General features: G+C 50.8%; 23 protein-coding genes and 1 pseudogene. 15 read left to right on the top strand and 9 right to left on the bottom strand.

Annotation, left to right across the window (positions count from 1 at the left end):
* Positions 1–323 precede the first annotated feature (323 nt).
* From mraY to FS806_RS22150, 3 genes are all read left to right on the top strand, one after another.
* Positions 324–1,277, top strand: coding sequence for a phospho-N-acetylmuramoyl-pentapeptide-transferase (gene mraY, locus FS806_RS22155; RefSeq protein ID WP_144941054.1), 954 nt, complete (start codon positions 324–326; stop codon positions 1,275–1,277).
* 161 nt (positions 1,278–1,438) lie between these two features.
* Entirely contained in the window at positions 1,439–1,597 is a 159-nt protein-coding gene (locus FS806_RS25935) for a hypothetical protein (protein ID WP_186328488.1), read from the top strand.
* 358 nt (positions 1,598–1,955) lie between these two features.
* Positions 1,956–2,462 carry a dihydrofolate reductase gene (locus FS806_RS22150; protein WP_144941050.1) on the top strand — a complete coding sequence of 169 codons (507 nt, stop codon included), beginning with the start codon at positions 1,956–1,958 and terminating at the stop codon, positions 2,460–2,462.
* A gap of 118 nt (positions 2,463–2,580) precedes the next feature.
* Here the strand turns inward: FS806_RS22150 and FS806_RS22145 are convergent, their stop codons facing one another.
* From FS806_RS22145 to FS806_RS22135, 3 genes are all read right to left on the bottom strand, one after another.
* Positions 2,581–3,555, bottom strand: coding sequence for an ROK family protein (locus FS806_RS22145; RefSeq protein ID WP_144941048.1), 975 nt, complete (start codon positions 3,553–3,555; stop codon positions 2,581–2,583).
* Between the two features lie 84 nt (positions 3,556–3,639).
* A complete protein-coding gene (gene nagA / locus FS806_RS22140) occupies positions 3,640–4,806 on the bottom strand; it encodes an N-acetylglucosamine-6-phosphate deacetylase (RefSeq protein WP_144941046.1) in 1,167 nt (388 codons plus the stop codon).
* Positions 4,807–4,996: 190 nt separating this feature from the next.
* Positions 4,997–6,025, bottom strand: a complete 1,029-nt coding sequence (locus FS806_RS22135) for a M23 family metallopeptidase (protein ID WP_144941044.1) — start codon at positions 6,023–6,025, stop codon at positions 4,997–4,999.
* Between the two features lie 409 nt (positions 6,026–6,434).
* Between FS806_RS22135 and FS806_RS22130 the strand changes: the two genes are divergently transcribed.
* Both FS806_RS22130 and FS806_RS22125 read left to right on the top strand, forming a co-directional pair.
* Positions 6,435–7,154: a response regulator transcription factor gene (locus FS806_RS22130; RefSeq protein WP_144941052.1), complete on the top strand. Its 720-nt coding sequence runs from the start codon at positions 6,435–6,437 to the stop codon at positions 7,152–7,154.
* On the top strand, positions 7,144–8,892 hold the full coding sequence (locus tag FS806_RS22125) for a sensor histidine kinase (protein WP_144941042.1): 1,749 nt from the start codon (positions 7,144–7,146) through the stop codon (positions 8,890–8,892). Before FS806_RS22130 ends, FS806_RS22125 begins: the two co-directional genes overlap by 11 nt.
* Positions 8,893–8,981: 89 nt before the next feature.
* Here FS806_RS22125 and FS806_RS26380 read toward each other — a convergent pair whose 3' ends face one another.
* The gene (locus tag FS806_RS26380) at positions 8,982–9,086 is read right to left on the bottom strand and encodes a sporulation protein YjcZ (RefSeq protein ID WP_222126749.1); all 105 of its coding nucleotides are present in this window, start codon (positions 9,084–9,086) and stop codon (positions 8,982–8,984) included.
* Positions 9,087–9,428: 342 nt separating this feature from the next.
* Between FS806_RS26380 and FS806_RS22120 the strand changes: the two genes are divergently transcribed.
* Positions 9,429–10,145 carry a nucleotidyltransferase domain-containing protein gene (locus FS806_RS22120; protein WP_144941040.1) on the top strand — a complete coding sequence of 239 codons (717 nt, stop codon included), beginning with the start codon at positions 9,429–9,431 and terminating at the stop codon, positions 10,143–10,145.
* A 273-nt stretch (positions 10,146–10,418) separates the two neighbouring features.
* On the opposite strand, the gene FS806_RS22115 is transcribed toward FS806_RS22120, so the two are convergent.
* Positions 10,419–11,294, bottom strand: a complete 876-nt coding sequence (locus FS806_RS22115; protein ID WP_144941038.1) for an AraC family transcriptional regulator — start codon at positions 11,292–11,294, stop codon at positions 10,419–10,421.
* A gap of 189 nt (positions 11,295–11,483) precedes the next feature.
* On the opposite strand from FS806_RS22115, the gene FS806_RS22110 reads away from it, so the two are divergent.
* Both FS806_RS22110 and FS806_RS22105 read left to right on the top strand, forming a co-directional pair.
* Positions 11,484–13,367, top strand: coding sequence for a beta-N-acetylhexosaminidase (locus FS806_RS22110; RefSeq protein ID WP_144941036.1), 1,884 nt, complete (start codon positions 11,484–11,486; stop codon positions 13,365–13,367).
* A 246-nt stretch (positions 13,368–13,613) separates the two neighbouring features.
* Positions 13,614–13,829 carry a hypothetical protein gene (locus FS806_RS22105; RefSeq protein ID WP_144941034.1) on the top strand — a complete coding sequence of 72 codons (216 nt, stop codon included), beginning with the start codon at positions 13,614–13,616 and terminating at the stop codon, positions 13,827–13,829.
* Between the two features lie 132 nt (positions 13,830–13,961).
* Here FS806_RS22105 and FS806_RS22100 read toward each other — a convergent pair whose 3' ends face one another.
* Positions 13,962–14,876, bottom strand: a complete 915-nt coding sequence (locus tag FS806_RS22100; RefSeq protein ID WP_144941032.1) for an immunoglobulin-like domain-containing protein — start codon at positions 14,874–14,876, stop codon at positions 13,962–13,964.
* 796 nt (positions 14,877–15,672) lie between these two features.
* Here FS806_RS22100 and FS806_RS27145 point away from each other — a divergent pair.
* Together FS806_RS27145 and FS806_RS22090 are read left to right on the top strand one after the other, a co-directional pair.
* Positions 15,673–15,936, top strand: a pseudogene (locus FS806_RS27145) (hypothetical protein); the annotation flags it as partial.
* A gap of 306 nt (positions 15,937–16,242) precedes the next feature.
* Positions 16,243–16,857, top strand: a complete 615-nt coding sequence (locus FS806_RS22090; protein ID WP_144941028.1) for a rhomboid family intramembrane serine protease — start codon at positions 16,243–16,245, stop codon at positions 16,855–16,857.
* Between the two features lie 111 nt (positions 16,858–16,968).
* Here FS806_RS22090 and FS806_RS22085 read toward each other — a convergent pair whose 3' ends face one another.
* Positions 16,969–19,233, bottom strand: coding sequence for a helix-turn-helix domain-containing protein (locus FS806_RS22085; protein ID WP_144941026.1), 2,265 nt, complete (start codon positions 19,231–19,233; stop codon positions 16,969–16,971).
* Between the two features lie 329 nt (positions 19,234–19,562).
* Between FS806_RS22085 and FS806_RS22080 the strand changes: the two genes are divergently transcribed.
* From FS806_RS22080 to FS806_RS22065, 4 genes are all read left to right on the top strand, one after another.
* The gene (locus tag FS806_RS22080; protein WP_260982218.1) at positions 19,563–20,456 is read left to right on the top strand and encodes an ABC transporter permease; all 894 of its coding nucleotides are present in this window, start codon (positions 19,563–19,565) and stop codon (positions 20,454–20,456) included.
* 10 nt (positions 20,457–20,466) lie between these two features.
* Positions 20,467–21,333, top strand: a complete 867-nt coding sequence (locus FS806_RS22075; RefSeq protein WP_144941021.1) for a carbohydrate ABC transporter permease — start codon at positions 20,467–20,469, stop codon at positions 21,331–21,333.
* Positions 21,334–21,478: 145 nt separating this feature from the next.
* Positions 21,479–23,038, top strand: coding sequence for an extracellular solute-binding protein (locus tag FS806_RS22070; protein ID WP_144941018.1), 1,560 nt, complete (start codon positions 21,479–21,481; stop codon positions 23,036–23,038).
* Positions 23,039–23,125: 87 nt separating this feature from the next.
* On the top strand, positions 23,126–24,142 hold the full coding sequence (locus FS806_RS22065; RefSeq protein ID WP_260982216.1) for a Gfo/Idh/MocA family protein: 1,017 nt from the start codon (positions 23,126–23,128) through the stop codon (positions 24,140–24,142).
* A gap of 1 nt (position 24,143) precedes the next feature.
* Here the strand turns inward: FS806_RS22065 and FS806_RS22060 are convergent, their stop codons facing one another.
* On the bottom strand, positions 24,144–25,535 hold the full coding sequence (locus FS806_RS22060; RefSeq protein ID WP_144941012.1) for a UDP-N-acetylmuramoyl-tripeptide--D-alanyl-D-alanine ligase: 1,392 nt from the start codon (positions 25,533–25,535) through the stop codon (positions 24,144–24,146).
* A gap of 329 nt (positions 25,536–25,864) precedes the next feature.
* Complete coding sequence (locus tag FS806_RS22055; RefSeq protein ID WP_144941009.1) at positions 25,865–26,113, bottom strand: hypothetical protein; 249 nt, start codon at positions 26,111–26,113, stop codon at positions 25,865–25,867.
* Between the two features lie 238 nt (positions 26,114–26,351).
* On the opposite strand from FS806_RS22055, the gene FS806_RS22050 reads away from it, so the two are divergent.
* Complete coding sequence (locus FS806_RS22050; protein ID WP_222126748.1) at positions 26,352–26,630, top strand: hypothetical protein; 279 nt, start codon at positions 26,352–26,354, stop codon at positions 26,628–26,630.
* Positions 26,631–26,698 lie beyond the last annotated feature (68 nt).

Raw genomic sequence — 26,698 nt, 5'->3', positions numbered from 1 at the left:
GGTTTGATTCTGACTTTTTTCGCAAGAATCATCTTCCATCAACTCCTTGAGCATCTTTCTCGCTTTGTTCGCTCGTTTTCCTTAAAGGATCGGCCGGTGCCTCTTTTTAGCGATACTCTTTGCTACACGCGCCGGTACATCGCTACTCTTTTAAAGTATTCGCAATGAAAAGCCGTTTTCCTTCCTTAGGCCGCTTTTTTTCATAAAGTAGAAAATAATTGTGCTAAAGCTTCACTTTTTAAACCGCTGTTTTTCCATACAATATAAGTAGGCCGGTGCAGTTGGCCAGAAGCTTAGCCCACAAGGAGGCGAAAAAGATGTCCATGCTTGGAATGAGTCTGCTGTCGTTCACGGCCGTGGCCTTGCTTACACCTCTGTTGATTTATGCATTAAAAAGTTTAAAACTTACACAGCCTATTCGCAAGGAATTGCCGGCAGGTCAGCAGGCCAAGCGGGGAACCCCATTGATGGCCGGGCTGATTCTTATGATCGGGGTATGGATCACTATAGCTACCCAACACGAACCGTTAGCCCGTCTGGCAGCTACCGCCTTTATCCTGTTCGGCGGGATTGGCTTCCTGGATGATTTCAAGAAGGCATATCATCAGAACCCGGCCGGATTGTCCGGCAAGATTAAATTGCTATTGCAATTTATAGTCACCGGCTGGCTGATTTTGGAGTGGTCTCGCATCTCTGCTCTCGATCCTACTATTATTATAACGTATAAGTGGGAGTTCTCGCTTCCTTTGGCAGGATACATAGCGGTCATCCTGTTGTTCATCGTTGGGACGGCAAATGCAGTCAACTTCACCGACGGAATGGACGGGCTGCTAATCGTTGCTTCCCTTCCCACTTATTTATTTTTTTTCGCGGTGTCGGATAGACAAGAAGTACAAGCTTTTTGTTTGATTATGGCAGGCTGCTTGCTCGGCCTTCTGCTGTACAATGTTCATCCGGCCAAAGCATTCATGGGAGACACCGGTTCGCTTGCGATCGGAGGGTCGCTGTCTTTTCTGGCCGTCATAGAAAAAGTAGAAATCCTGATTCCCGTTCTGTTTCTTGTCTATTTCGCCGAACAGCTGTCAGTGATCCTTCAGGTTTGGTACTATAAGCGAACCCGGCTCAGATTATTCCGGATGGCCCCAATCCATTACCATTTCAGTCTCAAATACAGTTGGAAGGAGCCGCAAATCGTTCTGTTGTTCGGAGCGGTTTCGTTCGCATCAGCTTTAATTTGCTGGTTATATGTCGCCTTGCTGTTTCCGCATGGAGCATAGCACAGCAGGGACGAGTCCTCTCATCCTATGATTTATGACAAAGTCATGAACTTTCTCCAGTAAGAGTTAGCCGCTGGACACCGCATATTCCTTTTTCGGTTGCAATAGGGTAGACTGGTAGATAGATCAAACGATAATTATGCGAAATGAGGGGAATAACGATGAAGCTGGAATCGGAAAAATCTAGCAATCAGTTTAGCGGACTAGGGTTAATTGTTTTTCTGGTTGTTGTATTGTTGGCTTCACCGATGATTTATTTTCTTATTCAAATGATGCTTGGCAACGAGCATGTGTTTCTTAAAGAAGGGGTCCACTATTAAACTTAGCTTCTCCATACGGAGGTCTATTAACTGGAAGGGAGCCGTTTGACCGGTTCCCTGAAGAGTAATATATAAACTTCTCTATCGAAGCAAGTTCGGGAAGAGCGATCGCGTTTAGAGGATGATCTAGACGCCAACTCTGTTAGGGTGCGGATGCAGCTTGCTACGAGGCCTATCTTCACTTTACCAGGAGTTTTCCAGGAGATGGTTTAGATGTTGAAGCTGGAAGGTACTTTCCTTCCGAACCGATGGACCGCTTTCTTTAATGCCGCTTATTATAGAAAGCTTTACACTCAGCTCAAGGAGATGCCGGTATTCCCTTCCTTGAGTTCTTTTTATTCTTGGGAGGGATGCATGAATGAAATTAACGCTAATTGCGGCCATGGATCGGAACCGGGTCATAGGCCGGGATAACGATATTCCGTGGAAGCTACCGAAGGATCAAATGTTTTTTAGGCAGACAACAATGGGGCATCCCATTGTGATGGGAAGAAAAAATTACGAATCCATGGGCCGGCCCTTGCCCGGACGGAGAAATATTGTTCTGACGCGGAATCCTGACTATCGGGCAGAAGGCTGCGAGGTCGTCGCCTCTCCGGAGGAAGCTTTAGCGCTTGTCGCAGCGGATCCGGAAGTATTTATTATCGGGGGAGAAGAAGTGTACCGGCTATTCTTGCCTTACGCTCATCGATTGGTGCTGACGATGATCGATCATGAGTTTGGGGGAGACACCTTTTTTCCTGAAGTGAATGAGGAGGAGTGGAAATTGATTTCGGTCACTCCCGGCGTGACGGATGAGCGCAATCCGTATCGTTACGATTTCCATGTGTATGAGAGAATATCCGGGGGAACACGTCTTATTTAGAGATATGAGCATTTCTGTTAGAATGGAAGTTCAACCGCTCGGCAGCTCCTAACGGGATGCCGGGCGGTTTTTTTTGCTGTTTTTTACTCAACAAATTCTGGGCAGGATGCAGCAAGCATTATTCTGGCAAGGGATCAAGCTTGGTTCTCGCATAGGCGGCGGAGCCGATTAGCCCCGCGTCGTTACCTAGTTGAGCTGTCTTGATTTTCAAATGGCTCCAGTACTTTGGCAGGATGGATGCTTGCAGCGTCTCCCGGACAGGGGCAAGCAGCTTCTCGCCTGAAGAGGCTACGCCGCCACCGATGATGACGACATCCGGGCTGAGCAAGGTAACGGCGTACGCCAATCCGTAGCCGAGCAGCCTTCCCGTATGACGATATACTTCCGCCGCTAATTCATCGCCTTCGTCATATGCGGCGGAGATGGCATCTGCGGTCAACTCGCCCGGCTCTCGCAGGGCCAGCCCGGCAAGACGGCTTGGTCGCCCGCTGCGGACGGCCTCGGTCACTTGCCGGATCAGGCCGCGGGCCGACACGACCGTTTCGAGGCAGCCCTGCATGCCGCAGGAGCAACGGGCCTGTTCCCCTCTCATCGGAATATGCCCGAGCTCTCCAGCCATGTTCTTGCTCCCGCATAGAATCCGTCCCTGATCGATATATGCAGCGGCCAGACCTGTTCCGATCGTTAGGCCCAGAACATGCTTGAAAGACCGGCCCGCTCCCTGGATGGCTTCTCCATAGACGTACATTCTGACGTCATGATGAATGCAAACAGGCAGGCCCGTTAAGTTATTCAGCCGTTCGGCCAGCGGAACGTCCTTCCATTGCAGGTTAGCCGCGGACAGGACGACCCCCCTGTCGACATCGATAAATCCGGGCACACCGGCTCCAATACCGGCAACCTCATTGCGGTTCACCCCGGATTGTTCCAGCAGCTGTCCTGCAATGCCGGCAATTCGTTCAATTACCTTATCCGCTCCGAGAGGCGCATCTGTCTTTACTTGAGCTCTGCTGACAATCCGGCCATGCGGATCGATTAATCCGCCTTGGATATTCGTTCCGCCCACATCGATTCCGATGATGTATTTCCCCATGGCTACCTCCTGTTTCGCCAAGCGAGCCTATCGGCGCGCGGCTTGCGTTCAATTGCTAGTTGCTCACGATCCGGAGTCCTACAGCTACAGCTCCAGCCAATGCCCAAGCGACATCACCCGCTGGACCTCGAACCGTTCATTCAGGACAACGAGATCAGCATCCTTACCCGGAGCGAGCGATCCTTTCCGCTGATTCAGCCCAAGAATCCGTGCCGGATTAAGGCTGGCCAGACGAGCGGCCTCATAGGGCTTCAGGCCAAGCTGCCCGATTGCATTCTTCACGGCGATGTTCATCGTCAACGTGCTTCCCGCCAGGCTGCCGGTAGGAAGACGGACGATCCCGGCCTCCACGGTCAGCGAATGCCCGGCCTCCGTTATATACTTGCCGTCCGGCAATCCTGCCGGCCGGACGGCGTCTGTAATCAGCACCACCCGGTCCAAACCTTTCATTCGCAGCAGCACTTGCGCGGCGGCCGGATGAGCATGGTGAGTATCGAAGATCAGCTCCGCGGTAACCTCATCGTCTAGCCAGGCTGCGGACAGCATGCCGGGCTCTCGGTGATGGAACCCTCTCATTCCGTTATAGCAATGGGTGATATGCTGAACTCCCCAGTCTGCTGCGCGGATCATATCCTCGTACGTGGCACCGGAGTGGCCTGCCGACACGATAATATTCTGTTCACGCAGATGGCGGATGACCGATTCCGCGCCGTCCAGTTCCGGGGCGATCGTCACCAGTCGAATCTGCCCGCCGGAAGCGCTCAGCCATTCTTTCATCTGCGGCAAGGAAGGCAGAAGCAACTCCTCCTCCCGCTGAGCTCCTCGATATGCCAGCGCCAAGAAAGGCCCCTCCAAATGGATGCCTGCGATAAGTGAGCGCAGCGGCTCCTGTGAAGAGGCCATATATGTATTGGCCGCGGTAAGTGCTGAAGTTATAGCCGCGACCGATGCTGTTCTGGTCGTTGGCAGGAGTGTCGTCGTCCCGTGGGCGGCATGATAACGACACATACCGTCGATCGCTTCCGGCGTCGCGTCCATCAGGTCGAAGCCGTTGCCCCCATGAACGTGGAGATCTACAAATCCGGGATACACGTACATCCCCCGGGCATCGTATCTTTCCGCATCTGCTGCCAGATGGTCCGGGAGCCTCTCGTCTATTCGCATAATCTTTCCGTCCCTGACCGTCAGACTGCCGCCTGTTATCACTCTGTCCGCGGCCACAATATTCGCATTCTCGATTATGACAGTCATATAAGCCTCCTTGACGGACTTTTACGCTCATCTTAATGGAATCCTCCATGGAAAACAATATCCAAAATGACTTATTTAGAGGGCCAATGATGCTGGATTTGTTGCTTCTAGAGAGGGTCGTTTTAAAGTCACATAAGAGAGAGCAGGCAGCCTCTTCCTCAGAAGAGACTGCCTGATGACAAAAATTTATTTATTCGCTTTGGCTTCCACGGATATAGTCCCCCTGCGTGACGTTCCCGTCTTCAATGAATTGGATGCGGACAGAGTTTCCTTGGTCAAGGTCCGGAGAGTCGGATACATGATAATGGATATGCGGCTCGCTGGAATTTCCCGAATTTCCGCATAGCCCCAGTAAGTCCCCGGCTTTAACTTCGTCTCCGACTTGGACTTGAACGGACTGCTTCCGGAAGTGAGCCAGCATGCTGTATTCTCCGTTGGCATGCTCGATGACGACATGGTTTCCTGCGGGATTGGCAGGGTCCATCTTGCCGACAGGGGCGTTATCGTCCAAATCGTTCACTACCTTTATGATTTTGCCGTCAGCCGGTGCGAGTACGGGCTGACCGAAAGCGTAATAACTTTCATTCTTGGTCGGATCGCCTTCATAGGATTGGCCGTCCTTAAGGATGACCCAATCAAAGGCGTATCGCTGGCCCGGGTATGCGTAATGATAATTGACCAGCACATTGGTTCCTCCCCAGTAAGTAAACCACTCGCCAGAGAAAGGATACAGGTATTTGCCCGAAGTATACTTTCCGTCCGTCTCCGGAAAGGTCTCGAGAGGAACAATCTGCAGACCGAGAATGGTGCCTGAAGGATTAATAACAGCGGTCATGCCTTTGCTGCCGTCCTCGCTTGCCCATGTATATCTTACATTATTGTCCATGGGCAATTCGGACAGAAGCTTATAGGCCGATACCCCCTGGTTAAAATCTGCAGCCAGCGCCTGGAACTCGCTATCCGATACCTGCTGCTTGAATTCCTCGCTGAACTGCTTATAAATTTGCCCGTATTTTCCTTGCAGAAACATCTCGGCAAAGCGGTCAGGGGTTACTTGGCTGTCCTTCTCCTCCGCCTTATTGCCGGGAGAGGCGGAAGGCTGTTCGGCCTCTGGGGAGGCAGAGGGCTGAAGGGCACCGGGGGTTCCCGAAGCGCAGCCCGACAGCACGGCAACGGCCAGAAGACTCGCAGCAGCGGTTTTCCATAATTGATTATTCATTGCTTGCGTCACTCCTTGCTATAGATCGGCCGGGCCATCAATGGCCGTCCGTTCTTGGTAGTCTACAAATATTGTAGCATCCGAATCTTTCCTTGCCGGCAACGGAAGCTTAACGCAAGCTTAATTTTTCCAGAAAGAACATAAGGAAGAGGCATCAGGAATAAAGCATACTTACCGTTAATCAGGCTGGATTTCCTATCTCTATGGAATATGGGTGCTCATACTTTGCAACGGCCTTTTTCCAAAACTCTTGAATAACAGAAGGAATGATTGCATTTTCCCGGGGCTGTTCCGGTGAGGGGGCTTAACCCGTTAAGGATCTGTTAAGGTTCAGGTATACCTGGAGAAATATGCACATGGTATGATGGAGATAAGAAATCGTTGCGGGAGATGCTGCCGGATGCATGAGATGAAAGATGCCAAACTTCTTATAGTTGATGATGAACCGTCCATCTTGAAAATGCTGAAAACCGTTCTGGCGAAAGAAGGATTCGTGAAGGTAGATACGGCGGGGAGCGGGGAAGAAGCCGTTGAACTGTGCCAAAGAACACGCTACGACTTCATTATTTTGGACGTGATGCTGCCCGGACGCAGCGGCTTTGAGGTATTTCCGTTTTTGCGCCAGACGACGGACGCCCCGGTGCTGTTTCTGACGGCCCGGACGACCGATTTCGACAAGCTGACCGGATTTGCCGTAGGCGGGGATGATTATATGACCAAACCGTTCAATCCTCTAGAAGTAATAGCCCGGGTGAAGGCTCAGCTCAGGCGGTATTTGAACATAACCCCTTCTGCAATAGATACGGAGGAACGCTATCGGTTCGGGCGGTTCGAAGTGGATGTAAGGGCAGGGGAGCTTATAGTGGAGGGCCGTCCGGTAAGCTGTCCGGCTCAGGTTTTCCAGCTCCTTGTTTTTCTTTGCCGGAATCCGAATAGAGTCTTCAGCAAAAGTGAGCTGTATGAGCGGGTATGGGGGGACAGCAGCATGAGCGACGACAACACCGTTATGGTTCACATCCACCGGATCCGTGAAAGGATAGAGAAGAACCCCGGGGCGCCGGAATATTTGCTGACGGTTAGAGGGCTCGGATACAAGCTCGTAAACCGGGAGATTTCCGATGGACGTTAGGAAACGGCTGATTCTGCAATTTATATTTCAGCTTGTTTTTGTCGGGGCGGTGCTGATCGGTTTAATGGTCGCGATGATCTATTATCTTGCCGATCAGATGACAGAGATGGAGATGAGAAGGGAGTTTGCCAAAGCCGGTCTTCCCAAATTGGTGGAGTCTATGGAATGGAAGGACGGAAATATTCAATTTGATGAGAAGCTGCTTGACGAAGTCAAGCGAAGCGGAGGCTGGCTTCAGACGTTGGATGAGGAGGGCGGGGTCATTACTTCATATTTCACCCCCGGCGATGTTCCGGACCGGTATAATCCGGGGGAATTGGTCGATTATTGGAGGGGAAAGAAGCCATTTCCTTACAGTCTCTACATCTGGATACAGGTCAAAGGGGGGACAACCTACACTTTACTCTACGGGGTGAAGCCGGAAGGCGGACAGCTTGTCCAAAGCTTGTCGGAACAAGCAGTATTATCCGACGGGAAGATCCTGATTCCCGATGATCTGGAGCAGAAGCTGAAAGCTAAGCAGGGCTGGGTTCAAGTGCTTGATGAGCAAGGGGATGAGCTGGCTTCATTATACAAGCCTTCCGAGGCTTTAACTCATTATACGCTTAAAGATCTGATTTTCGGATCGTTCAGCACTTTGTCGGATTCGTACCAATTGTGGACGAAACATGAGGAAAGGACCGGCCTGACCTGGCTTGTCGGATTGCCGGTCTTTGCGGAAGAGGGGACAGCCCGCCCGCCGTTTCTGTTCGGATCGGAAGGGCAGCTGCTGCTTGCCGGCTTCATTGTGCTTCTCATCGTCGTTCTCTTGCTGTTTGGAGTTCTGTCCATCTGGTACGGCCATCGGTTCGGAACCCCTATTCTGCATATGATCCGCTGGCTGCAGCGGTTGGGCAAAGGTGCCTATGAGGAGCCGCAAGACCGGAAGGGGCTTCCCAGAAGCCGAAAGCCGTCAGGAAAGCTTAAACGGCGGTACAGATTATACACTGATGTGCTGCAGGTGCTGGCCGGTTTGACCGAAACCTTGAAACGAAATGACGAAATCCGCACCAAGCTGGAGAAGTCTCGGGAGGAATGGATTGCCGGGGTATCCCATGATTTGAAAACCCCGCTCTCTTCGATTAAAGGCTATGCCCATATGCTGGAATCCGACCAATACGACTGGTCTGTCGCTGAAGTTCGCGAATTTGCCGGCGTGATCAAAGATAAAGCAGACTATATGGACGGACTGATTGCGGACTTAAGTATGACTTACCGGCTTAAGAACGGAGCGATGCCCTTAAAGATGGAACGGACCGAGATGAACGAATTCATCCGCGGAACGGTGGCTTCCTTCCATAACGATCCGGGCTTTATGCAAGCGAACATTTATTTTCGCGGTGCCGGGAAGCCGATCTATTACAGTGTGGACGTCCATTGGTTCCGGCGCATTCTAGACAATCTGCTGGCTAATGCCCTCATTCATAATCCGGCGGGAACCGAAATAGAGGTCTCGCTGGATGCCGGCGCTAAGAATGGATTTATGTTAACGGTTCGAGACAATGGGGAAGGTTTGGACGAAGAGGGGCTCCTTAACCTGTTCGAAAGATATTATCGGGGGACCAATACAGAAGGGGCAGGCAGCGGAACCGGGCTGGGTCTCGCTATTGCCAAACATCTCGTTCATGAGCACGGGGGCACGATCGAAGCGGAGAGCAAGTCGGGGCACGGTGTCACTATCCGTATGCGGTTCGGATAAACGGCAAGCCGCGGTTAAGCGTGAATTCGGCAGTAAATATGGACAACGGCCTGCATTTGGCAGGCCGCTGTCCTTTTACCATTCGCTCATTAGCACCAAAAAGCACGAGAAACGATGACCAGAAGGATGAACAGCACCAGAATTGTACCGGTAGAAGTGAAAAACCCTCTGCCGAAACCGCCAACTGCGCTCATTGAAATTCCTCCTCTCAGTTAAGCCTAAATTATACTATGATTTTGCATCCTCTTCGCTTGGGTGAACATCACGGGTTAAGGAAGATTGTGCAGGAGCACATTTTTGATAAATATAAGCATAAGTTTTCACCTTTTGCCTGCTCTTATATTTCATCGCTAAACGCACCTGTCCGAAGGACGACGATAGCCGTTTATCTTGGGTATAGTGCCAAATACAGCTGTTTTCCTCCGAAATTGTTTTTTTGACATTCGTTCGGTGTCCAGGGACCGGCAAAATCAGGTTATTTTCGAATGAGCCGTCATATATTGGAGGATAGACACTGTGAAGGGGCGATTCGGTTAATGCGGACAGCAGAACATGCGGCACGTCTGTTTATAGGGAAGTGCTATCCTTCCTGTCGGGTTGCGATTCTGGCGGGCAGCGCGTCTGAGGGGAAAGATACGGAGTATTCGGATCTGGATTTGGTTATTTTCGAACATAATGAACCAAGACCATACAGACGAACTTATAATGAATTCGGCTGGACGATTGAAGCCTTCGTCATGGACCATTCCTCTTATCGGAAGCTGTTCATGGCGGGTATTGAAGCGGCTCTGCCCTCCTTGCAGAGGATGTGCGCGGAAGGGATCGTGCTTAAAGATGACGGAACGGCGGAAGGGATCCGGGAGGAGGCCAGGAGTGATCTGGCATCGGGACCTTTCCCCTGGGCGGATGAGGAACTGGATATGGCCAGATACAGGATTAGCGAGGATATCTCGGATTTATCAGGATCGTCCGACCGGGAAGAGAGCCTGTTTATCGTTCAGGAGCTTGCGGCCAAACTGGTTGAGTTTGTTCTGAGGGCAAATGGCCGGTGGCTTGGAGAAGGAAAATGGGCCCTTCGGATGCTTAAACAGTATGACGCCGCATTCAGTCAAGCGTTAACGGATTCCTTGGAAGAATTCTATGCAAGCAACGACAGAAAGCCGCTGCTTCGATTGGCCGATGAGGTGCTTCGGCCGTTCGGGGGGAGACTGGCCGAAGGTCATATAGTCTATGCGGAAGTGGATGCAGAATAAAAACGGATTTCCCGCTGCAGCGTTTCGTCTGGAGAGAGCTTCGCAAATACAATGAATCAGACCTTCTGTCTTTAGCGGACGGAAGGTTTTTTGACATATAACTTGTAAACACGGGTGCAGGGCAGATGCTTATATCTGCCCTGATCGGCAAGAAATCTGGGATATACCTGCCCGGGTAAAGGTTTGACTATATAATCCAAGATCATGAATACATAGAACATTTATGGAGACGAGCCCGCAGGATATAATGAGGATTATTCACCGCCCTGCGGTTCATCGCTGTTTCATTTTGCTTCGGTAGGTCATAGCGGGGACCCCGGTATATTTTTTGAACAGGCGGGAGAAGTAGGCGGGGTCGGGGTAACCGAGCATCTGTGATATTTCTTTAATTTGCAGCCCGGTCAGGCGCAGAAGCTTTCTGGCTTCGGATATTTTAAGCCGGTTGACGTATTCATTCAGCGGGTAGCCGGTATTCTGGAGGACGAGTCGGCGCAGGGTGGAGCGGGAGATATGATTTCTTTCCCAAAGCTGTCGTTCGTCCCATGGCTCGTACAGGCTGCCGGCGATATCCTCCAGAACTTGAATAATAAATTCGGGCTGTTTGCCGGAGAAGTGGGCAGACCTGCGGTTGGCATCCGTGACGGAGAATTCGTAGATGAGCGATTCCAGCATGAGGGCCGCGCGATCCGCGTTGTCCGGAATTCCGCTATCAACGAGATCGCCGATCGTTTCGATTTTACGGATAAAGCTTCGGTCGGAGCCTACACGCATTACCGTGCCGGGAACGATTATTTGGGCGTCCAGCCATTCCCGGATTCTGCCCCCTTCGAAAGTGATGTAGTACTCGTCCCAGCCGTCCTTGCCATCAGGGCCGAAGGTAAACTCCGCCCCGGGCCATTCCCAGAACAGGCAGCCGGCATCTATCCGCTGCTCAGCCTCCCCGTGCACCCGAAAGCTGCCCTTGCCTTTCACAATATAGGTGAAGGCCCAATGGCCGCAAGGGGCCTCCCTGTGCTTCAGCGTTCTGCCCGGCAGATGCCCGTATTGAAGCACGGTAAGATTTTGGATTCGCAGCTTGGAGCGTTCCAGCTTAAGATCGACGATGCGAATCGGCTTAGGGCTGATTAAATAGTCCAGATAGGTTGCCAATGTAGAGCCTCCCCCGGGTAGTGGATTTCCGAAGCCGGCGAACAGGGGCGAAATGCCCGTCTTTTGATACCTAATTTAATCATACAAGCTTCAGGTTTTCAATAAGTCTCTTCCGGCGGAAAATATAACGAACATACCCGGGCGGGAGAAGCATTGGAGAAATTATCTTGTAATAGGGGGATGAATAAGATGAAGCTGAACTTTGTCGGAGACTTGGCCGGCCTGGAGGAAGGCTTGGCCGCCTTGAGCGCTGATTTGCATTTCGAGAGAAGCCCGGACGGTATACCGGTGTCGGTGGAGAGAAGGGCGGAGCCCCGGCTTGAAGTATCGATGGACGGGGAACGCGCTGTTTTTCGCTATTCGCGTCCCATTCATTTTTACCGCGCACTGGGGCTGCTTGTCGAATCGCTTCGTGAGGGAAGGCCCTTTGCTCTTGCGGAGGAACCGCAATTTGACACGATAGGGCCTATGTTTGACGTATCGCAAGGAAATGCTGTTCTTAACCTGCCTACTGTCAAGCGGCTGATCCGGCTAATGGCGATTATGGGACTGGATATGTTCATGCTGTATGCCGAGGACAGCTATGACGTGGAACAACAGCCTTATTTCGGCTATATGCGGGGGAGATACTCACAGCAGGAGCTGAAGGAACTGGATGACTATGCGGCGCTGTTTGGCATCGAAATGATTCCCTGTATTCAGACGCTAAGCCATTTGAAGGATGTGCTTAAATGGGACTGCTTCGCCGATATCCGCGACGATGAAGAGACGATGCTGGTCGGGCAGGAGCGCACCTATGAGTTTATTGAGCAAATGATTGTATCCGCCATGAAGCCGGTACGAACCAAGCGGATTCATATAGGGATGGACGAAGCCTGGAAGCTTGGACAAGGTGAATATTTGCTTCGTAACGGATACCGGTCGAAATTCGACATCATGAATGAGCATCTGGCACGTGTTCTGAAGATCACGGAAAAATACGGTCTCAAGCCGATGATGTGGAGCGACATGTATTTTCGCGCAGGGTCCCGCACGGGAGACTACTACGATACGAGCTGCGTCATCCCCGACGAGGTCGTGCAGGCCATTCCCCAAGGAGTGCAGCAGGTATACTGGGATTACTATCACTATAACGAGGAATTTTATGTCGATTGGATACGCCGGCACAAGCGGCTCGGGTCGATGCCGGTATTCGCCGGCGGAATCTGGAATTGGAAAGGATTCGTTCTTAATTACGGAGCGACCTTCGTCGCCACGAATGCAGCCCTTAACGCCTGCAAGGAGGAAGGGGTCCGTGAAGTCATCGCCACCCTCTGGGGAGACGATGGTACGGAATGCGATATTTATTCCGCATTATTGGGTCTGCAGCTGTTCGCCGAGCATGCCTATGCCCGCCGCTTGGATGAGAATAAGCTCGCCCGCCGGTTTCATTTCTGTACGGGGGCGGAGATGAAGTCTTTCATGGACATCAGATATGTGGATGAAGTTCCGGGGATTTCGGAGAACAATCTGGAAACGTACAATCCGTCCCGATACATGCTTTGGCAGAATGTCCTGATGGGATTGTTCGATCGCAACATCGAAGGACATGCAGTAGAGGAGCATTACCGGGAGTGGAGCGTAAGGATGAAGCAGTACGCATCGTCCAACGGAGAATTCGGCTTCGTGTTCGAGCTTCTGCACCGGTTGTGCCGGGTTCTGTCGCTTAAAGCGGAGATGGGGCTGAGAATCACGAACGCCTATCGAAACGGGGATAAGGCTGCGCTGCAAGAGATAGCGGCGGTTCAGCTGCCGGAGCTGACGAATCGGATTCATACCTTAAGAAGCTTCCATAGGGACAGATGGTTCGCAGCCTATAAAGCCTTCGGCTGGGAAGTGATAGACGGCCGTTACGGTATGCTCCTTGCCGGACTGGATACGGCAGTCGCCAGGATTTCAGACTATTTGGCAGGGCGGATCAGCGTCATCGAAGAACTGGAGGAGGAGAGGCTGCCGTTCAACGGCAAGGAAGGATGGGTCGACGGTTATTTCTACAAACAAATGCCCACGGCCAGCCGGATCGCACAGCCCTGAATAGGGAGCTATAAATCTATCAAACACTTGCAGGGCAAGGTTCGATTTTGCCTGATGCAAGTGTTTTTTCTTGAAAAAAACCGGTCGTTGAGATATGTTAGAGGAAATCTAGAATACCAAAGTCTATCGAAGAAGCCGATACACGGCTTGTAGCCGGTTTGCCGATTGTGGTCCGGAGAGGGAATGATTCTTGTCCCAATATCGGCTATAATGTAAGAACACCGATGAGGAAGTGGGGGAAAAGAGATGAGTAACCAGACTGATCCTACAGATCCGTACGACCCGGTAACACGGGTTAAGAATATTTATTTGGCTTCAGGTATCGGGATTGGCGTCCTGGCGGGAATCGTGATCGGCGTGTTCACCAGTCATGTCGGAACCGGCTTGATCTACAGCGTTCCGGCCGGCATGCTTGCCGGGCTTATTCTCGGCAACCTTCGCAGCAAGTCCAAGAAGTCATAGGTAAGAATTGAATAAACCATCCTGCGGAAGCACCGCCCTTATACTCGAACGCGAGCGTAAGGGCGTTTTGTTGTTAAACATATGGTAACAGAACCAGCCACATGTTTCGGATTTTCGTGCCGGAGCCGGAGCCTATGGCTGAGAAGAAGGCGCGGATTCCTTCACTTCGAATTCGGAGGCCAGCGTATGCTCTGCGGAATAGCCCATCGTTGAGAAGGCTTTAACCACTCTGTAGCGTCCCGGGTCCAATCCATTTATACGGATGGTTCTTTCATAGGTTTGACCGGGGTTGAGACTGATTCCAACGGCTGGAAACTCCTTATCTATAGGGTGCTCCATCCAGGTTCCGCCGACGTTCTTCTCTATATGATAATCTTCACCCAGATATAAGATGGAAGGTCCGGCATTGTATAGCTTCAACACTCGCCCGGCAGAATGGGCGTCATTGGCGTCTGCCAACAGAAGCTTGGCATTGACTTCCCGCTTCGGGACATACATAAGGGAGAGAAAAGTATCCTCGATCTCTTCCTGCTCTCCTAGTATTTCAATACTCAACAAATAGAGAGCCCCTTCTTCGTACGGCAATTGGAAATCGAATTGTGCCGCCGGGAAGGTCGTACCCGAAAGCCGTTCCAGCGTTTCCGAGATCATCCCGGTATTTTGCAGCGATTCATCGCGCCCGGTCAATTGAATGCGGATAGTGCGATTGGCCGGATTTTCACCGAAGACGACGGAAATCTTCTCTCCCGGTTGACGAATCCCCCCGGGATAGGAGAACAGCAGCGGGTCCCGGACGCTGCTCTCGAACCATTCTCCGGTCGGAGCCGCATATTCTGTCCTATCGGATAATGTATTTCCATCGCTGAGCAGCAGATCGTTCCAGCCGCTTTCGTCAGGCGTTCGGTCCGGATTTCCAATAGTATTCGCCAATTCCTGTTTCAATGCTATCCGGGAGCGGGTATTATCCGATAGGTCCGGCGTTTTGTGCTGCGAGCAGCCAGTCAGCAATAGAAAGATCATCAGTGCGAAGGCAACGGCTCTAACCATTAATGTGTTCCCCTTTTCTACAGGCTTTCTTTGTTCTACTGGAAAATAAATAGGAGAATTAATGTGATTCAATACCTATACAATAGACGATTTTCCGTTCAAAAGGTTTCAAAAATTGAAGAACCTATTTATATTGGACATCCTTGAATGGTAATGTATAATTTTGGTAAATGGTCCGAGGTTGAGCTGTTCCGTCCAATCTGATATCTAGTTGGCTCTCACAGGCTTATATAGCGGCATTAAGTCTTATAGGTCGAATTTTTTGTATACAAATGGAAAGGTGGCGGAATGTTGTGAACGGTCCCAATTTTTCATTCCTTAAGTCTTCTTATCCTGAATTATGCCGGCTGGGAAACCGGGCGGAGGCGTATGTTTGCGGTTATCCTCAATTAGCAGTCATCCAATTAGAGCCATTTATCGAGATTGTTCTGAATCATATTTGCCGGTTTGAAAATCTGGTCATTGGCGCTTCCGTCCATGAGCAGATCGACAGGTTAATTTCCCGCCGGGCGATCAATACACAGGAGGCGGATTTCTGCCGGTTAATTCATCAAGCGACATCCGAAGATAACGTGTCTTTAACGACAGAGGAAGTTCTGGATTGGATAGGACGCGCTCATTCGTTGGCCTGCCGTTTCTACAAAGATTACAACGATTCCTCCTTCGAGCCCCTCCCATACCTGATTTCCGGAAATGTCCGGCAGAATGGGTTGGATTTCGATTCAGGGCTTTTATTCCCAACCACAGAGAAAGAAGCTTCCCTGGCCGACATCGACGGCAAGCCGGTGGTCGGGGAGTGGAACCGGGCGTTTATCCATTTGGAGAACTACGCGGAGCCGGAAGGAAGCATGGGGCCGGCAAATACACCTGGCATGACGGCACCGTCTATGAAGGAGAATGGAAAGACGATCTGGAGCATGGTCGGGGAACGAAACGGTACGCGAACGGAGATGTTTATACCGGGCAATGGGAAGAAGGAATGTTTAACGGAGAAGGGGTTTATCAATGGCATGACGGCACCGTCTATGAGGGAAGCTGGCATGATCATATGGAGCATGGAAGGGGGACGAAGACTTTCCCGGATGGAACGATATTGACGGGCTTATGGTCTTATGGAGAATTTCTCTATTCCTCCGAACGGCTTGCGGAGGCCTCATTAGCGGTCAAAACGGAGAGGAAAAGCTGGCCGTTCAGCTTCGATATTTAAAGGTAATCGGCTAACCAACCCGAGGCATGGAGCCGGACAGGCAATTGGATGGGCCGCTTCGACGGCGCTTCTATTCCCTTATCCATTTTATTGATCCTTCGGCTTGTTTCGGAGGCTGAAGTTGATTATATTGGTAATGACGAAAGGGGAAGAGGCCGCATGATCTTTTTGAGAAGAGAGAGCTTGAAGCAGTACATTCGCTGGTATCCGGTCACCTCCATATGGATAGTGATTAATCTGGTTGTCTTCGGACTGATGGAGCTGTACGGTTCCTCCACGAATTCCGAAACCTTGATCCGGTTCGGCGCCATGTACCATACACCGTTTTGGAATCCCGAGTTATGGAGATACATTACTTCGGTTTTTGTTCATATCGGGGGGATGCATCTGATTATGAACAGCTTCTTTCTGTATGTGTTTGCTCCTCCTCTCGAGAGGATGCTCGGGTCTTTCAAGTATGCGATTTTCTACTTGTTGAGCGGCGTTGCCGGCAATCTGGTCAGCCAGTGGATGGCCAGCAGCTATTCCGTATCCGCCGGGGCCTCGGGAGCCATCTACGGCATATTCGGAGCTTATCTCTACTTGAGCCTGTATCACAAATATATGCTGGACCGCCAGTCGCAGCAGACGGTCTATACGATGCTGGCCATCGGTGTGGTCTTCTCGCTGATCATGCCTCAGATCAATCTGTCCGCCCACCTGGGAGGCTTGGCAGGAGGCTTTCTGTTGATGGCTGCGACAGCCCCTCTCTGGAGGAATAAACGCGGCCGATAACGGGTGTTTATAGGATAGAGCGAACGGAAGCCCTGTCAGGAGGAACGGGCTTCCTTCTTTATGTTCTTTATGGTTGCAACGTCCTGACTCGTCGCCCTGGGCCGCGGACCGTCAGAGTCTCCCGGCCTCCTTGCGGAATTCTCCCGGAGGGAGTCCCGTCGCCTTCTTGAACATCCGGATAAAGGAATTGACATTAGGGTAGCCGACCTGGACAGCGATGTCCTGGATCTTCAGATCCGTCTCCCGCAGCAGCTCCTTCGCCTTGTTCATCCGGAAGGTATTGACATAGTCGCTAAAATTGATTCCCCGCTTTTCTTTAAAATAGGTGGACAAATAAGCGCCGGTAATGTTCAGCTTGTCGGCCAGCAAATCCAATGAAATGTCTTCCCGGTAATGCTTCTCTACATATTCGGTAACAAATCCGGTAATCGGATCGTTCTCCATTCTTTTCCTCTTGATATAACTGGCGGCCTCGGGCAGAAGATCGTCGAACAACTGCTCGAATTGGTCCAAGGTGAGGCACTGCTTCAAACGGCTTGCCAAGTAAACCGACTCCATCCGATCGGCGGCCTCGATATGGTTCGAGCGCAGTACATGGAGCACCCGGTTAATCATCTCGCTGGAGAAATCGCGAAACTGCTCAAGGGTGGCCTCTTTCCTGGCCATGACGGCCAGCATCCGGCGAAGGATAGGGCCGAGGGCGGCTTCGTTGCCCGTCAGCAGATTGCTCGTAAATTCCTGTTCCTCCACTGCATTAAGCCGATATGTCGCCGGATGGGTGTCCTGACAGCCTATGATTTGCGTCTCCTCTCCCAATTTCCGCTGTGCAACCATTCCAAGCAAATCTTCGTAAGCGGAAGTGAAGTCGGAGGAATCCCGATAAGGCTCACTGAAGGCTATGGTGACGGTGCAGTACTGGAGGTCCAGATCGAACACCTGCTTCAGGCTGCGAAGTGACTCCTCCCATCCCGTTTCATTCTCTTCCTCCAGAAAAAGCAGCGACAATATCCGGTCCTTCTCCAATTGAAAGGTTAACGGCTCCTTGTAAACCTTGCTGAACTCCGATTGGATAAATTCCCGTATGAAATAAGCCGCTCGATTCTGCTCGAAATCCAGGTCCTGGGTAAACCGTTCCCGGAAGCTCAGTTGAAACAGGACAAGCCGGAAGGGCTGGTTTTTGTCCAGCGGCAGCTTGATGTCTTTCACCCGGGTTTCTATGCTCTTTAATTTATCGATATAGGCGTAATAGGTCAGCAGCGAATTCTTATTCGACAGATCGGCGTTAATCGTCTTATTCTTCTCCATCAGATCGCTAAGCTTATCGCTGATCCAGTCGTATTCCCGGATTTGGCTGCGGTGGGCTGCAGGAAATTGCAGCTGTTCCATGGAACGGATAATCCGGGTCAGCGGATGATTGATTTTTCGGGTGAAGAAGATCGACGCCGAGATGCCGATGATCAACGCCAAGGCCAGCAGCGCAATGAGAATGACATTCAACCGGACAATCTGGGAGGAAATCTTCTCATAAGGAATGACCGACCAATATCCGTACCCGGATTCGGCCCCCCGCTGGTAGAAGTAATAGTAGGGGCCTTCCTTGAAATAGGTTTGGCTGACGGAAGGCGGCTGTCTTTGGCCAATGTCAAAGGGCTCGTCTGTATTGCTGTACAAGGTTTGTCCGCTATCATCCAGCATATAGAAGCGCTCATCCTCCCCCGCCTGGTGAAAGGATTCATACAGCTTGTCGGCTTCCAGGAGAGCGATGATGACGAAGTTGGTGTTGTACAAGTTTTTGATCAGCAGAGGAAGCAGACGCCCTTTGGCCACCCTGGATTCCAGATTGTACTCGACGAATGGGGCGGCCGGGTACATTTTGAAGCTGACCGGGTTCTCCACCTCCCGCTGCCAGAAATCGACCGTATATTGATCGCTGACATAGAACTTGGTAAACATTTTATCTTCCGTTGTCGTACCGTCTTTTTCGATAATCAATCCGGTATTGACGAAGTAATAAATAATATTGGTCAAATAAAGATTAGACGTATTCAAAGAATGCTGAAGATCCTTGCGGACTTGATATACGATATCGTAATTGATTTTGTCGGCCGAATGATTAAGGATCTGGGCCTTGTCGTTGAAGAACAGGCCGAAGGCCATATTTTTGACCAGCTTGATATGCTTCTCCATATTTTCGGCGGTTGTGCTCATATTCAGGCTGTTATTCTTAATAATTTCCTCCTGGATATTGGTCAGGAAAAATTGATAAGATACGATGTTAAAGGAAACGAGCAGCAAAATAATAGTCATGAAGCTCGTTAACAGCTTGAAGAATAGAGAATTTCCCTTGGCTTTTAATTGTAGAATTGATTTCAGCATGAGCGGAAGCTCTCCTTAATCCCGTCGTTGTTATCGTTTTCATTTGATCAAAGTATACCATTAGGAGGAAAAGATGGGAAGAAAGTCGCCAATGACGCGATATCTTCATTCTTTTAACAAGTTAGCAATATTATAGATTCCGTTAAAATCGGCGACAAGTTAAAGGATTGGCCATTCCTTATGGGGAGCATTCCCGGGTAATATAACGGTATCACACGAACAAGGAGTAGAGGAAGATGACCCCAGTGGAATGGACAGAAGCAACGGAGCAGGCGGGGATTCGCCAGAGAAGCCCGACGACCGCCAGGCCTCCCCGATATTCACGATGGATGCGCAAATGGATCAAAGGAAGATATTTGATCCTCATGTTCGTTCCTTGCTTGCTTTATTACGTATTGTTCAAGTACTTACCGATGTTCGGGATCGTCATTTCATTCAAAAATTACAATCTTTATAAAGGGATCTGGGACAGCGACTGGGTCGGACTGAAGTACTACGTTATGTTTTTCCAAAATCCCGACTTTCCGATTCTGCTGCGCAACACTTTTTTGCTCGGCTTCTACAAGCTGTTGTTTGGATTTCCCGCTCCCATTATTCTTGCATTATTATTGAATGAAGTGAAAAATATGGTGTTCAAGCGCTTCGTTCAAACGGTCAGCTATCTTCCCCACTTCATATCCAATGTCGTGGTCGCCAGCATGGTTATCATGTTTCTGTCGCCATCGGGAGGAATGGTCAACAAGCTGATCGAATCTTTAGGTTTCGAAGCGATCAATTTCATGGTTGAGCCCAAGCTGTTCCGGTCGATCTATGTCGCTTCGGAAATTTGGCAGCATATCGGCTGGGAAACGATCATTTATTTGGCAGCGCTAACATCGATTGACCCGATGCTGTATGAGGCGGCGGAAATCGATGGGGCTTCCCGCTGGAAGAAGCTGTGGAACGTCACGCTGCCGGGCATCGCGCCGGCTATCGTCATCTTGTTTATTCTCAACGTCGGCAAAGTGCTCGAAATCGGCTTCGAGAAAGTGTTCCTGCTGTACAACCCGGCCACCTATGAGACCGCGGATATATTAAGCACTTATGTTTACCGCACCGGATTGATGCAGGGGAACTTCAGCTATGCGGCGGCTATTGACTTGTTTACCGGAGTGGTCAGTCTGATCTTCATTTATTCCACCAATTATCTAAGCCGGAAGCTCGGCGAAACGAGTCTGTGGTAGGGGGGCCGCTATGAAACGCAAATTGTCGCTGTTCTCTATCGTCAACGCCATTATTCTATGCGGGATAGTTCTTGTTACGCTGTACCCGTTCGTGCACATGATTGCCGTATCGCTCAGTTCAAATATTCATGTCATGAAGGGGGAGGTCAGCTGGTATCCCAAAGGCTTGAATTTCGACATGTATCAAATTGTGCTTAACGATCCTCGAATTCTCAAGTCCTATCTGAATACCTTGATTTATACCAGCCTTGGTACGGCTGTTTCCCTGATTGTCACTTCCTTGGGGGCCTATGCGCTCGCCAAGAAAGACATGCCGTTTCACAAAGGCTTTACACTGCTGATCGTGTTCACGATGTTCTTCAGCGGCGGGATGATTCCGACCTTCCTGGTAGTCAAGTCTATGGGAATTATGGATACGGTATGGGCGATGGTGCTTCCGGGAGCGGTCAGTACCTGGAATCTTCTGATTATGCGAACCTTCTTCGTTGGCATCCCGGTAGAGCTGGAGGAGTCGGGCAAGATTGACGGGCTTAACGATTTCGGAATATTTACCCGGATCGTGGTCCCTCTGTCGAAGGCAGTTTTTGCAACGATCGGTCTGTTCTATGCCGTTGGATTATGGAATAACTTTATGCTTCCGCTGCTGTATCTGCGCGACCCGGAGCTCTTTCCTCTCCAGGTGGTGCTGCGCAACATAGTGTTGGCCGGCCAGATGAATTCCGGCGATGTGACGAGCATAGGGGGAGACAATATGGTCGTTGAGGAATCCTTGAAATTCGCAACCATCATGGTTTCGACGCTTCCTATTCTGCTGCTCTATCCGCTGCTGCAGAAGTACTTCGTCAAGGGGGTTATGATTGGAGCCGTTAAAGGATAAGGAAGAAGGCGAAAATCGGCAACAATGGCTGCCATTCCGAAGGCTTGTCCGATAGAAGGAGGACAGACCGGATTTTACAGCTAGGAGACACTCATTTGGGACGGAATGAACGCTTGCAAAATATAAAAAGGGAGAGGTTGTTTCTATGAAGAAAAAAAGCATATCGATTGCCATGACATCGGTTCTGGCGCTATCCATGCTGGCGGCATGCGGCGGGGGAAAGAGCGGGGGCGAAAGTCCGGCTCCCGGCGGAACCGAGGGAGGAAGCGGGCCGAATGCAAGTGAGGCCCCTGCCAAGACGGAACAGACCTTCACGATGCTGACCGAGTCCCATCCTAACTGGCCTTACGACAAGGATGCGCTGGTCTGGAAAATTCTCAAGGAGAAGACCGGCGTTACCTTAAATATGCAGATTCCGTCAGGCAAGCTGGAGGATACGATCAACCTGAATGTCGCTTCCGGCAATATGCCGGATATCACCTTCATGCTTTCGCTCAATCAGGCCAATAAATACGGGCAGCAGGGGGCTCTGGCCAATATTCTCGATTATGTCGATCAAATGCCGAATTTCCAGAAGTGGATGGAAAAATACCCGGATGTCGTAAAATCGACCCTCGCAGCAGACGGCAAGCTGTATGTGTTCCCTAACGAAGGAATCGGGGAGACGAACCGGATGATCTGGATGTACCGGGAAGATATTTTCAAACAGCATAATCTGCAGCCTCCTACGACCTATGACGAGCTGTACGAGGTGCTGAAGAAATTGAAGGAGCTGTATCCGAACAGTTACCCCTTTACGTTCCGTACGGGAAATAATTTGGAGATCATGCGTAATCTGACCCCCGCTTTTTCCACGAATGAAGGCTATTACGTGGATCAGAGCAGCAAGGAAGTCAAATACGGGCCCGTTGAAGACAATTACAAGAACGTGATCGGGTATTTAAACAAGTTTTATCAGGAGGGCTTGATGCCGAAGGACTGGCTGACGGTCGATACGAAGCAGTGGCAGGATATGGTTTCGACGAGCCAGTCGTTCGTTACGATTGACTATATCAGCCGGATCGACTTCTTCAATATTGCGATGCGTAAGGAAAATCCGGAGTTCAATATGCAGTTCATGGCACCGCCGGCCGGACCGGGAGGGAAAGCATTGAATGCCTATACCCATACGAGCTATGCGGGAATGACGGTAAGCGCGGATTCGAAGAAAATTCCCGAGATCATGAAATATCTCGACTGGTTCTATTCCGAGGAAGGCAGGGATATGCTTAGCTGGGGGATTGAAGGCGAAACCTTCGTGGTAGAAAACGGCAAGAAGAAGATCAAATCGGACTTTATTGATTTGACCGACCTTCGCAAGCGTACGAATCTGTCCACTAACGGGGCTTACACCTGGATAGATTATGACGCGCATCTGGCCATGTCCTCGGAAGATTTGCAGAAGGCTTATGAAGAGGCCAGAAAATACGACGACATCCTGCGCCCGCTGCCTTCCTTCAACGAGGCGGAGCAGGAACTGATCTCAACGAAGGGCGAAGCGATCAACAAGCATCGGAACGAAACGATCAGCAAGTTTATTCTCGGGGAGAGAAGCCTGGACGAATGGGATAAATATGTGGAAGCGGCCCAGAAGCTGGGGCTCGAGGAAGTCATCGCGACTTATAAGACAGCCTTCGACCGCGCGGCCAATGTTCAACTGAAATAAACCCGAAATCAGGCGGAGCAGGACTCCGTCTGATTTCTGATTTAATGCACTGCCGGATTTGAATCATCAATCCTAGTGATTGATCATATGAAGAAGGAAGGCGAGACGATGAATTATCGGGTAGTTGTTATCGGTGGAGGGGCCATTGCATCCAGACACTTGGAAGCCATGGGCCAGGTTCGGCAATTGGAACCGGTGGCATTGGCTGACATTGACGGGGAGAAGGCGGGGCAGCTTGCGCAGTCGTTCGGCATCCGGGCATATACGGATTACCGGGATATGGTGAAGAAGGAGCGGCCGCACATCGCTATAGTGACGCTGCCCCACTTCCTGCATAAAGAAGCGGCGGTTTATTGTGCGGGTGAAGGCTGTCATGTGCTCCTGGAGAAGCCGATGGCCATATCTGTCGGCGAATGCGATGAAATTATCGAGGCGGTGCGGGGGAGCGGAGTTAAGCTTCTGGTTGGACATACCCAGCACTATTTTCCCGAAAACGTAAAGGCGAAGGAACTGATCGATAGCGGAGAGCTGGGACGTCTCGTGATGATCAACGACATCCGGCACGTTCATTATTACCAGCCTTCGCGCCCCGCCTGGTTTTTCGACAAGGCGAAGGCCGGAGGGGGGATTCTAACCAATCTCGGTTCTCACTCCATCGATAAAATCCGCTGGCTGGGAGGAAGTCCGATTGCCCGGGTCCGGTCTTCGGTCAGCTATTGCGGCAGCAGGGGGGATGTGGAGGGAGGAGGCCTCATTTTTCTGGAAAATGCGGAGGGGATTCCGGCTGTCATTTCACAGAGCGGATATGCCGGGGTCCCCAGGAATGAGACGGAGCTGGTGTTTACCGGAGGAATGGCAAAGCTTGTAACCGGGCAGGGGCTGTGGATCAGCCAGGATGGGGAGTTCGTCCCGGTTGCACTGGGGCGGGAAGAACCGCCTTTCGTCCTCCAATTCCGGGATTTGATCACCAGCATCGAGACAGGGAAGGAGCCCGGCTGTTCCATGACCTATTCGCGGGAAATCGTTGAAGTGGTGGAAGCCGTCTACCGCTCTCACGAACGGCGCAGTGAAATCTTTCTTTCGCAGACTAGAGAGCCGGGCTGAATTAGGAGGCACCGTCAAGAAGCCGTTCGACGATGTCTTCCAACCCGGCTCCTCTGGAGCCTTTGACGAGGATGGCCGTGCCGTTCCCGGCTTCCGACAGCAGTTGGTCCGCCAATGAAGCTTTATCCGTAAAAGAATGGACCCTGTGCGGACCGAACGTAAGCTTCGCCTCCTCTGCAATATAGCCGGCCAGTTTCCCGTAAGAATAAACGGAATCAATCGCTTCCGGGGAGAGGAGGCGCCCAATTTCTCTGTGCAGCAGCTCTTCCTCCGTTCCCAGTTCCAGCATGTCTCCCAAAACAAGCTTTTTTCGGGTAAAGCCACTCATTTCGCATAGCACTTCAATGGCTGCCTTGACCGAGGAAGGGCTTGCGTTAAATGCGTCGTTAATAACAGTAAATCCGGCGGGGGACCGTTTGATTTCCATACGCATTCCTGTAGGGCGGACAGAGGCAAGCCCTTGGCGGATATCGGCAGACGAAATCCCCGACCATTCCGCTGCCGCAATGGCGGCCAGAGCGTTGCAAGCGTAATGCTTGCCGGGGAGAGGGACCTTATAGTGAAGCTCCTTCCGGCCGTTAACGGAAAATTCCGTAGCCTGATGCCCGATCTGAATACTGGAGAGGGAGTAATCGTTGTCCGAAGAGAACCCGAAACGGAGGACCCGTACGGTTTCCGGCAAATTCAGCTTGGCCAGACCTTCTGCAAGCAATGGTTCATCACCGTTAATAATGAGCACGCCGTTGGAAGAAAGGGCTTCTGTGATTTCCAATTTAGCGGCCGCAATGGCCTCCCTAGTGCCAAGCGTTCCCAGATGAGATTCGCCGATCATCGTTATGACGGCTATATCCGGTTGAGCGATGTTGGAGAGAAGCGCAATTTCCCCAGTATCGCTCATCCCCATTTCGACTACGGCAATTTGAGTATCTTCCTCCATTTGCAGCAGGGTTAGAGGCAGACCGTAATGATTGTTTAAATTTCCTTCCGTTTTACATACCCGGCAGCAGCGCGCAAAGATGGAAGCGATCATATCTTTGGTCGTTGTCTTTCCGTTGCTTCCGGTGACCCCGATCACTCTCACCTTAAGCTCTGCCCGATACCGTGACGCCAGGCGATGCAAAGCCGATAGAGGGTTGTCGACAAAGATTAGAGGAACTTGCTGCGGCGGATGGGGCTCATCCTTACACCAGAGGCTTGCTGAAGCTCCTTTGCGGAACGCTTCCTCCACATAGAGATGCCCATTTTGCTTTCGTTTGATGGGGATAAATAAATTTCCCGGCTGTATGGTCCTTGTATCCGTACTGACGCCGGTAACGGGTAACGAATCCCATTTCGATTCGTCGAGCACCCCATCGGTCATTTGTACAATTTGGCGTATGGTTCTCCTGATCACTGCCGTTCCCTCCTGTACATTTGAAAAACTATAATTAATGGTACCAAATAATATGCAAAAAACGTTGAGATACGCATCAGCACGTTATGGTAGAGGCGAGCCAAATGCAGAAATTTAGGCCCTATGGCAGCAGGATTTCGCCTGTGGCCCGGTCGTCCGCCAAACACCGCGCTGGGAGTCGCGCTTATTCATAGATAAATATGCGCATGGGAATCGTTACAATCCTGCGGATTCCACTTATGAAAGATAAGGATAGTATACCTTTTAACGGAAATGAAAAAAAGCTTCGAAATCGAAGCCTTTGCGCAAGGAGAGTCCTGATATACTGACTAGATTATGGAACTGTCTGGCAATGCAGCAACGGAAGAGCAGCAGTTAGGGGAGTAGGTTCTCTCCAGCATGGCCGCCTGTTCGGCAAATTGCTCGAAACTGCGGAATCCGATTCCTTGTTCATAGAAGCGGCAGAGCTCCGCGAACGCTTCTCCCTTGATCATCCGGTAGAACGACAGCCGCGGGGTGTCACCCTTTAAGGCTCCGATCCAGCGCTTATGCTCCGCCATTCGTTGAGCCGTTTTCATTCCCAACCCTCCTGTACCAAGCGTAATGCTATCAGGATGGGTCAAAAGCATGTTTTTTAACCACATTAGAAAGTTTAAGTTCATTAAAGCATTAAAATGGAACCACTTTCTAATTGGCATAAAAAGCTACCTTTAAAACCGGGTTATTCATCTTCGAAGAGGCTCCGTTAGGAGCTTTTTTTATCATTTTTGTGGGGAATGTGCAGGTCTTCGTCAGGAATCCCGGTCGTCCGCCGGATTGCGTAAGAGACAATCAAAACGGCAGGTCTTTATGGGCAAGAGCCGCGCGATGTCATATTCTAAAGCGATTATGCAGGTCTTTTTGGGGAAAGGGCGCCACATACCTTATTCTAAAGCGATTATACAGGTCTTTATGGGGAAAGGGCGCCACATACCTTATTCTAAAGCGATTATACATGTCTTTGGAGCGATTTTTGCGAAATCGGCCCTTTTTGTGAAAAAGACCTGCACATTTGAGCGTCTTTCGCCTTCTTTTTGGAAAAAGGCAGGATTTTAATGCACTTTTGGAGCGACCAAGCCTAGGTCGAGTGAGGTAGCAGGTGTGAACCCTGCTTGGAAAGACGC

It is taken from the genome of Paenibacillus sp. 32O-W (genome assembly GCF_007679495.1).
Taxonomy (GTDB): Bacteria; Bacillota; Bacilli; order Paenibacillales; family NBRC-103111; genus Paenibacillus_L; species Paenibacillus_L residui.
This window is presented reverse-complemented; position numbering and strand designations above follow the sequence as displayed.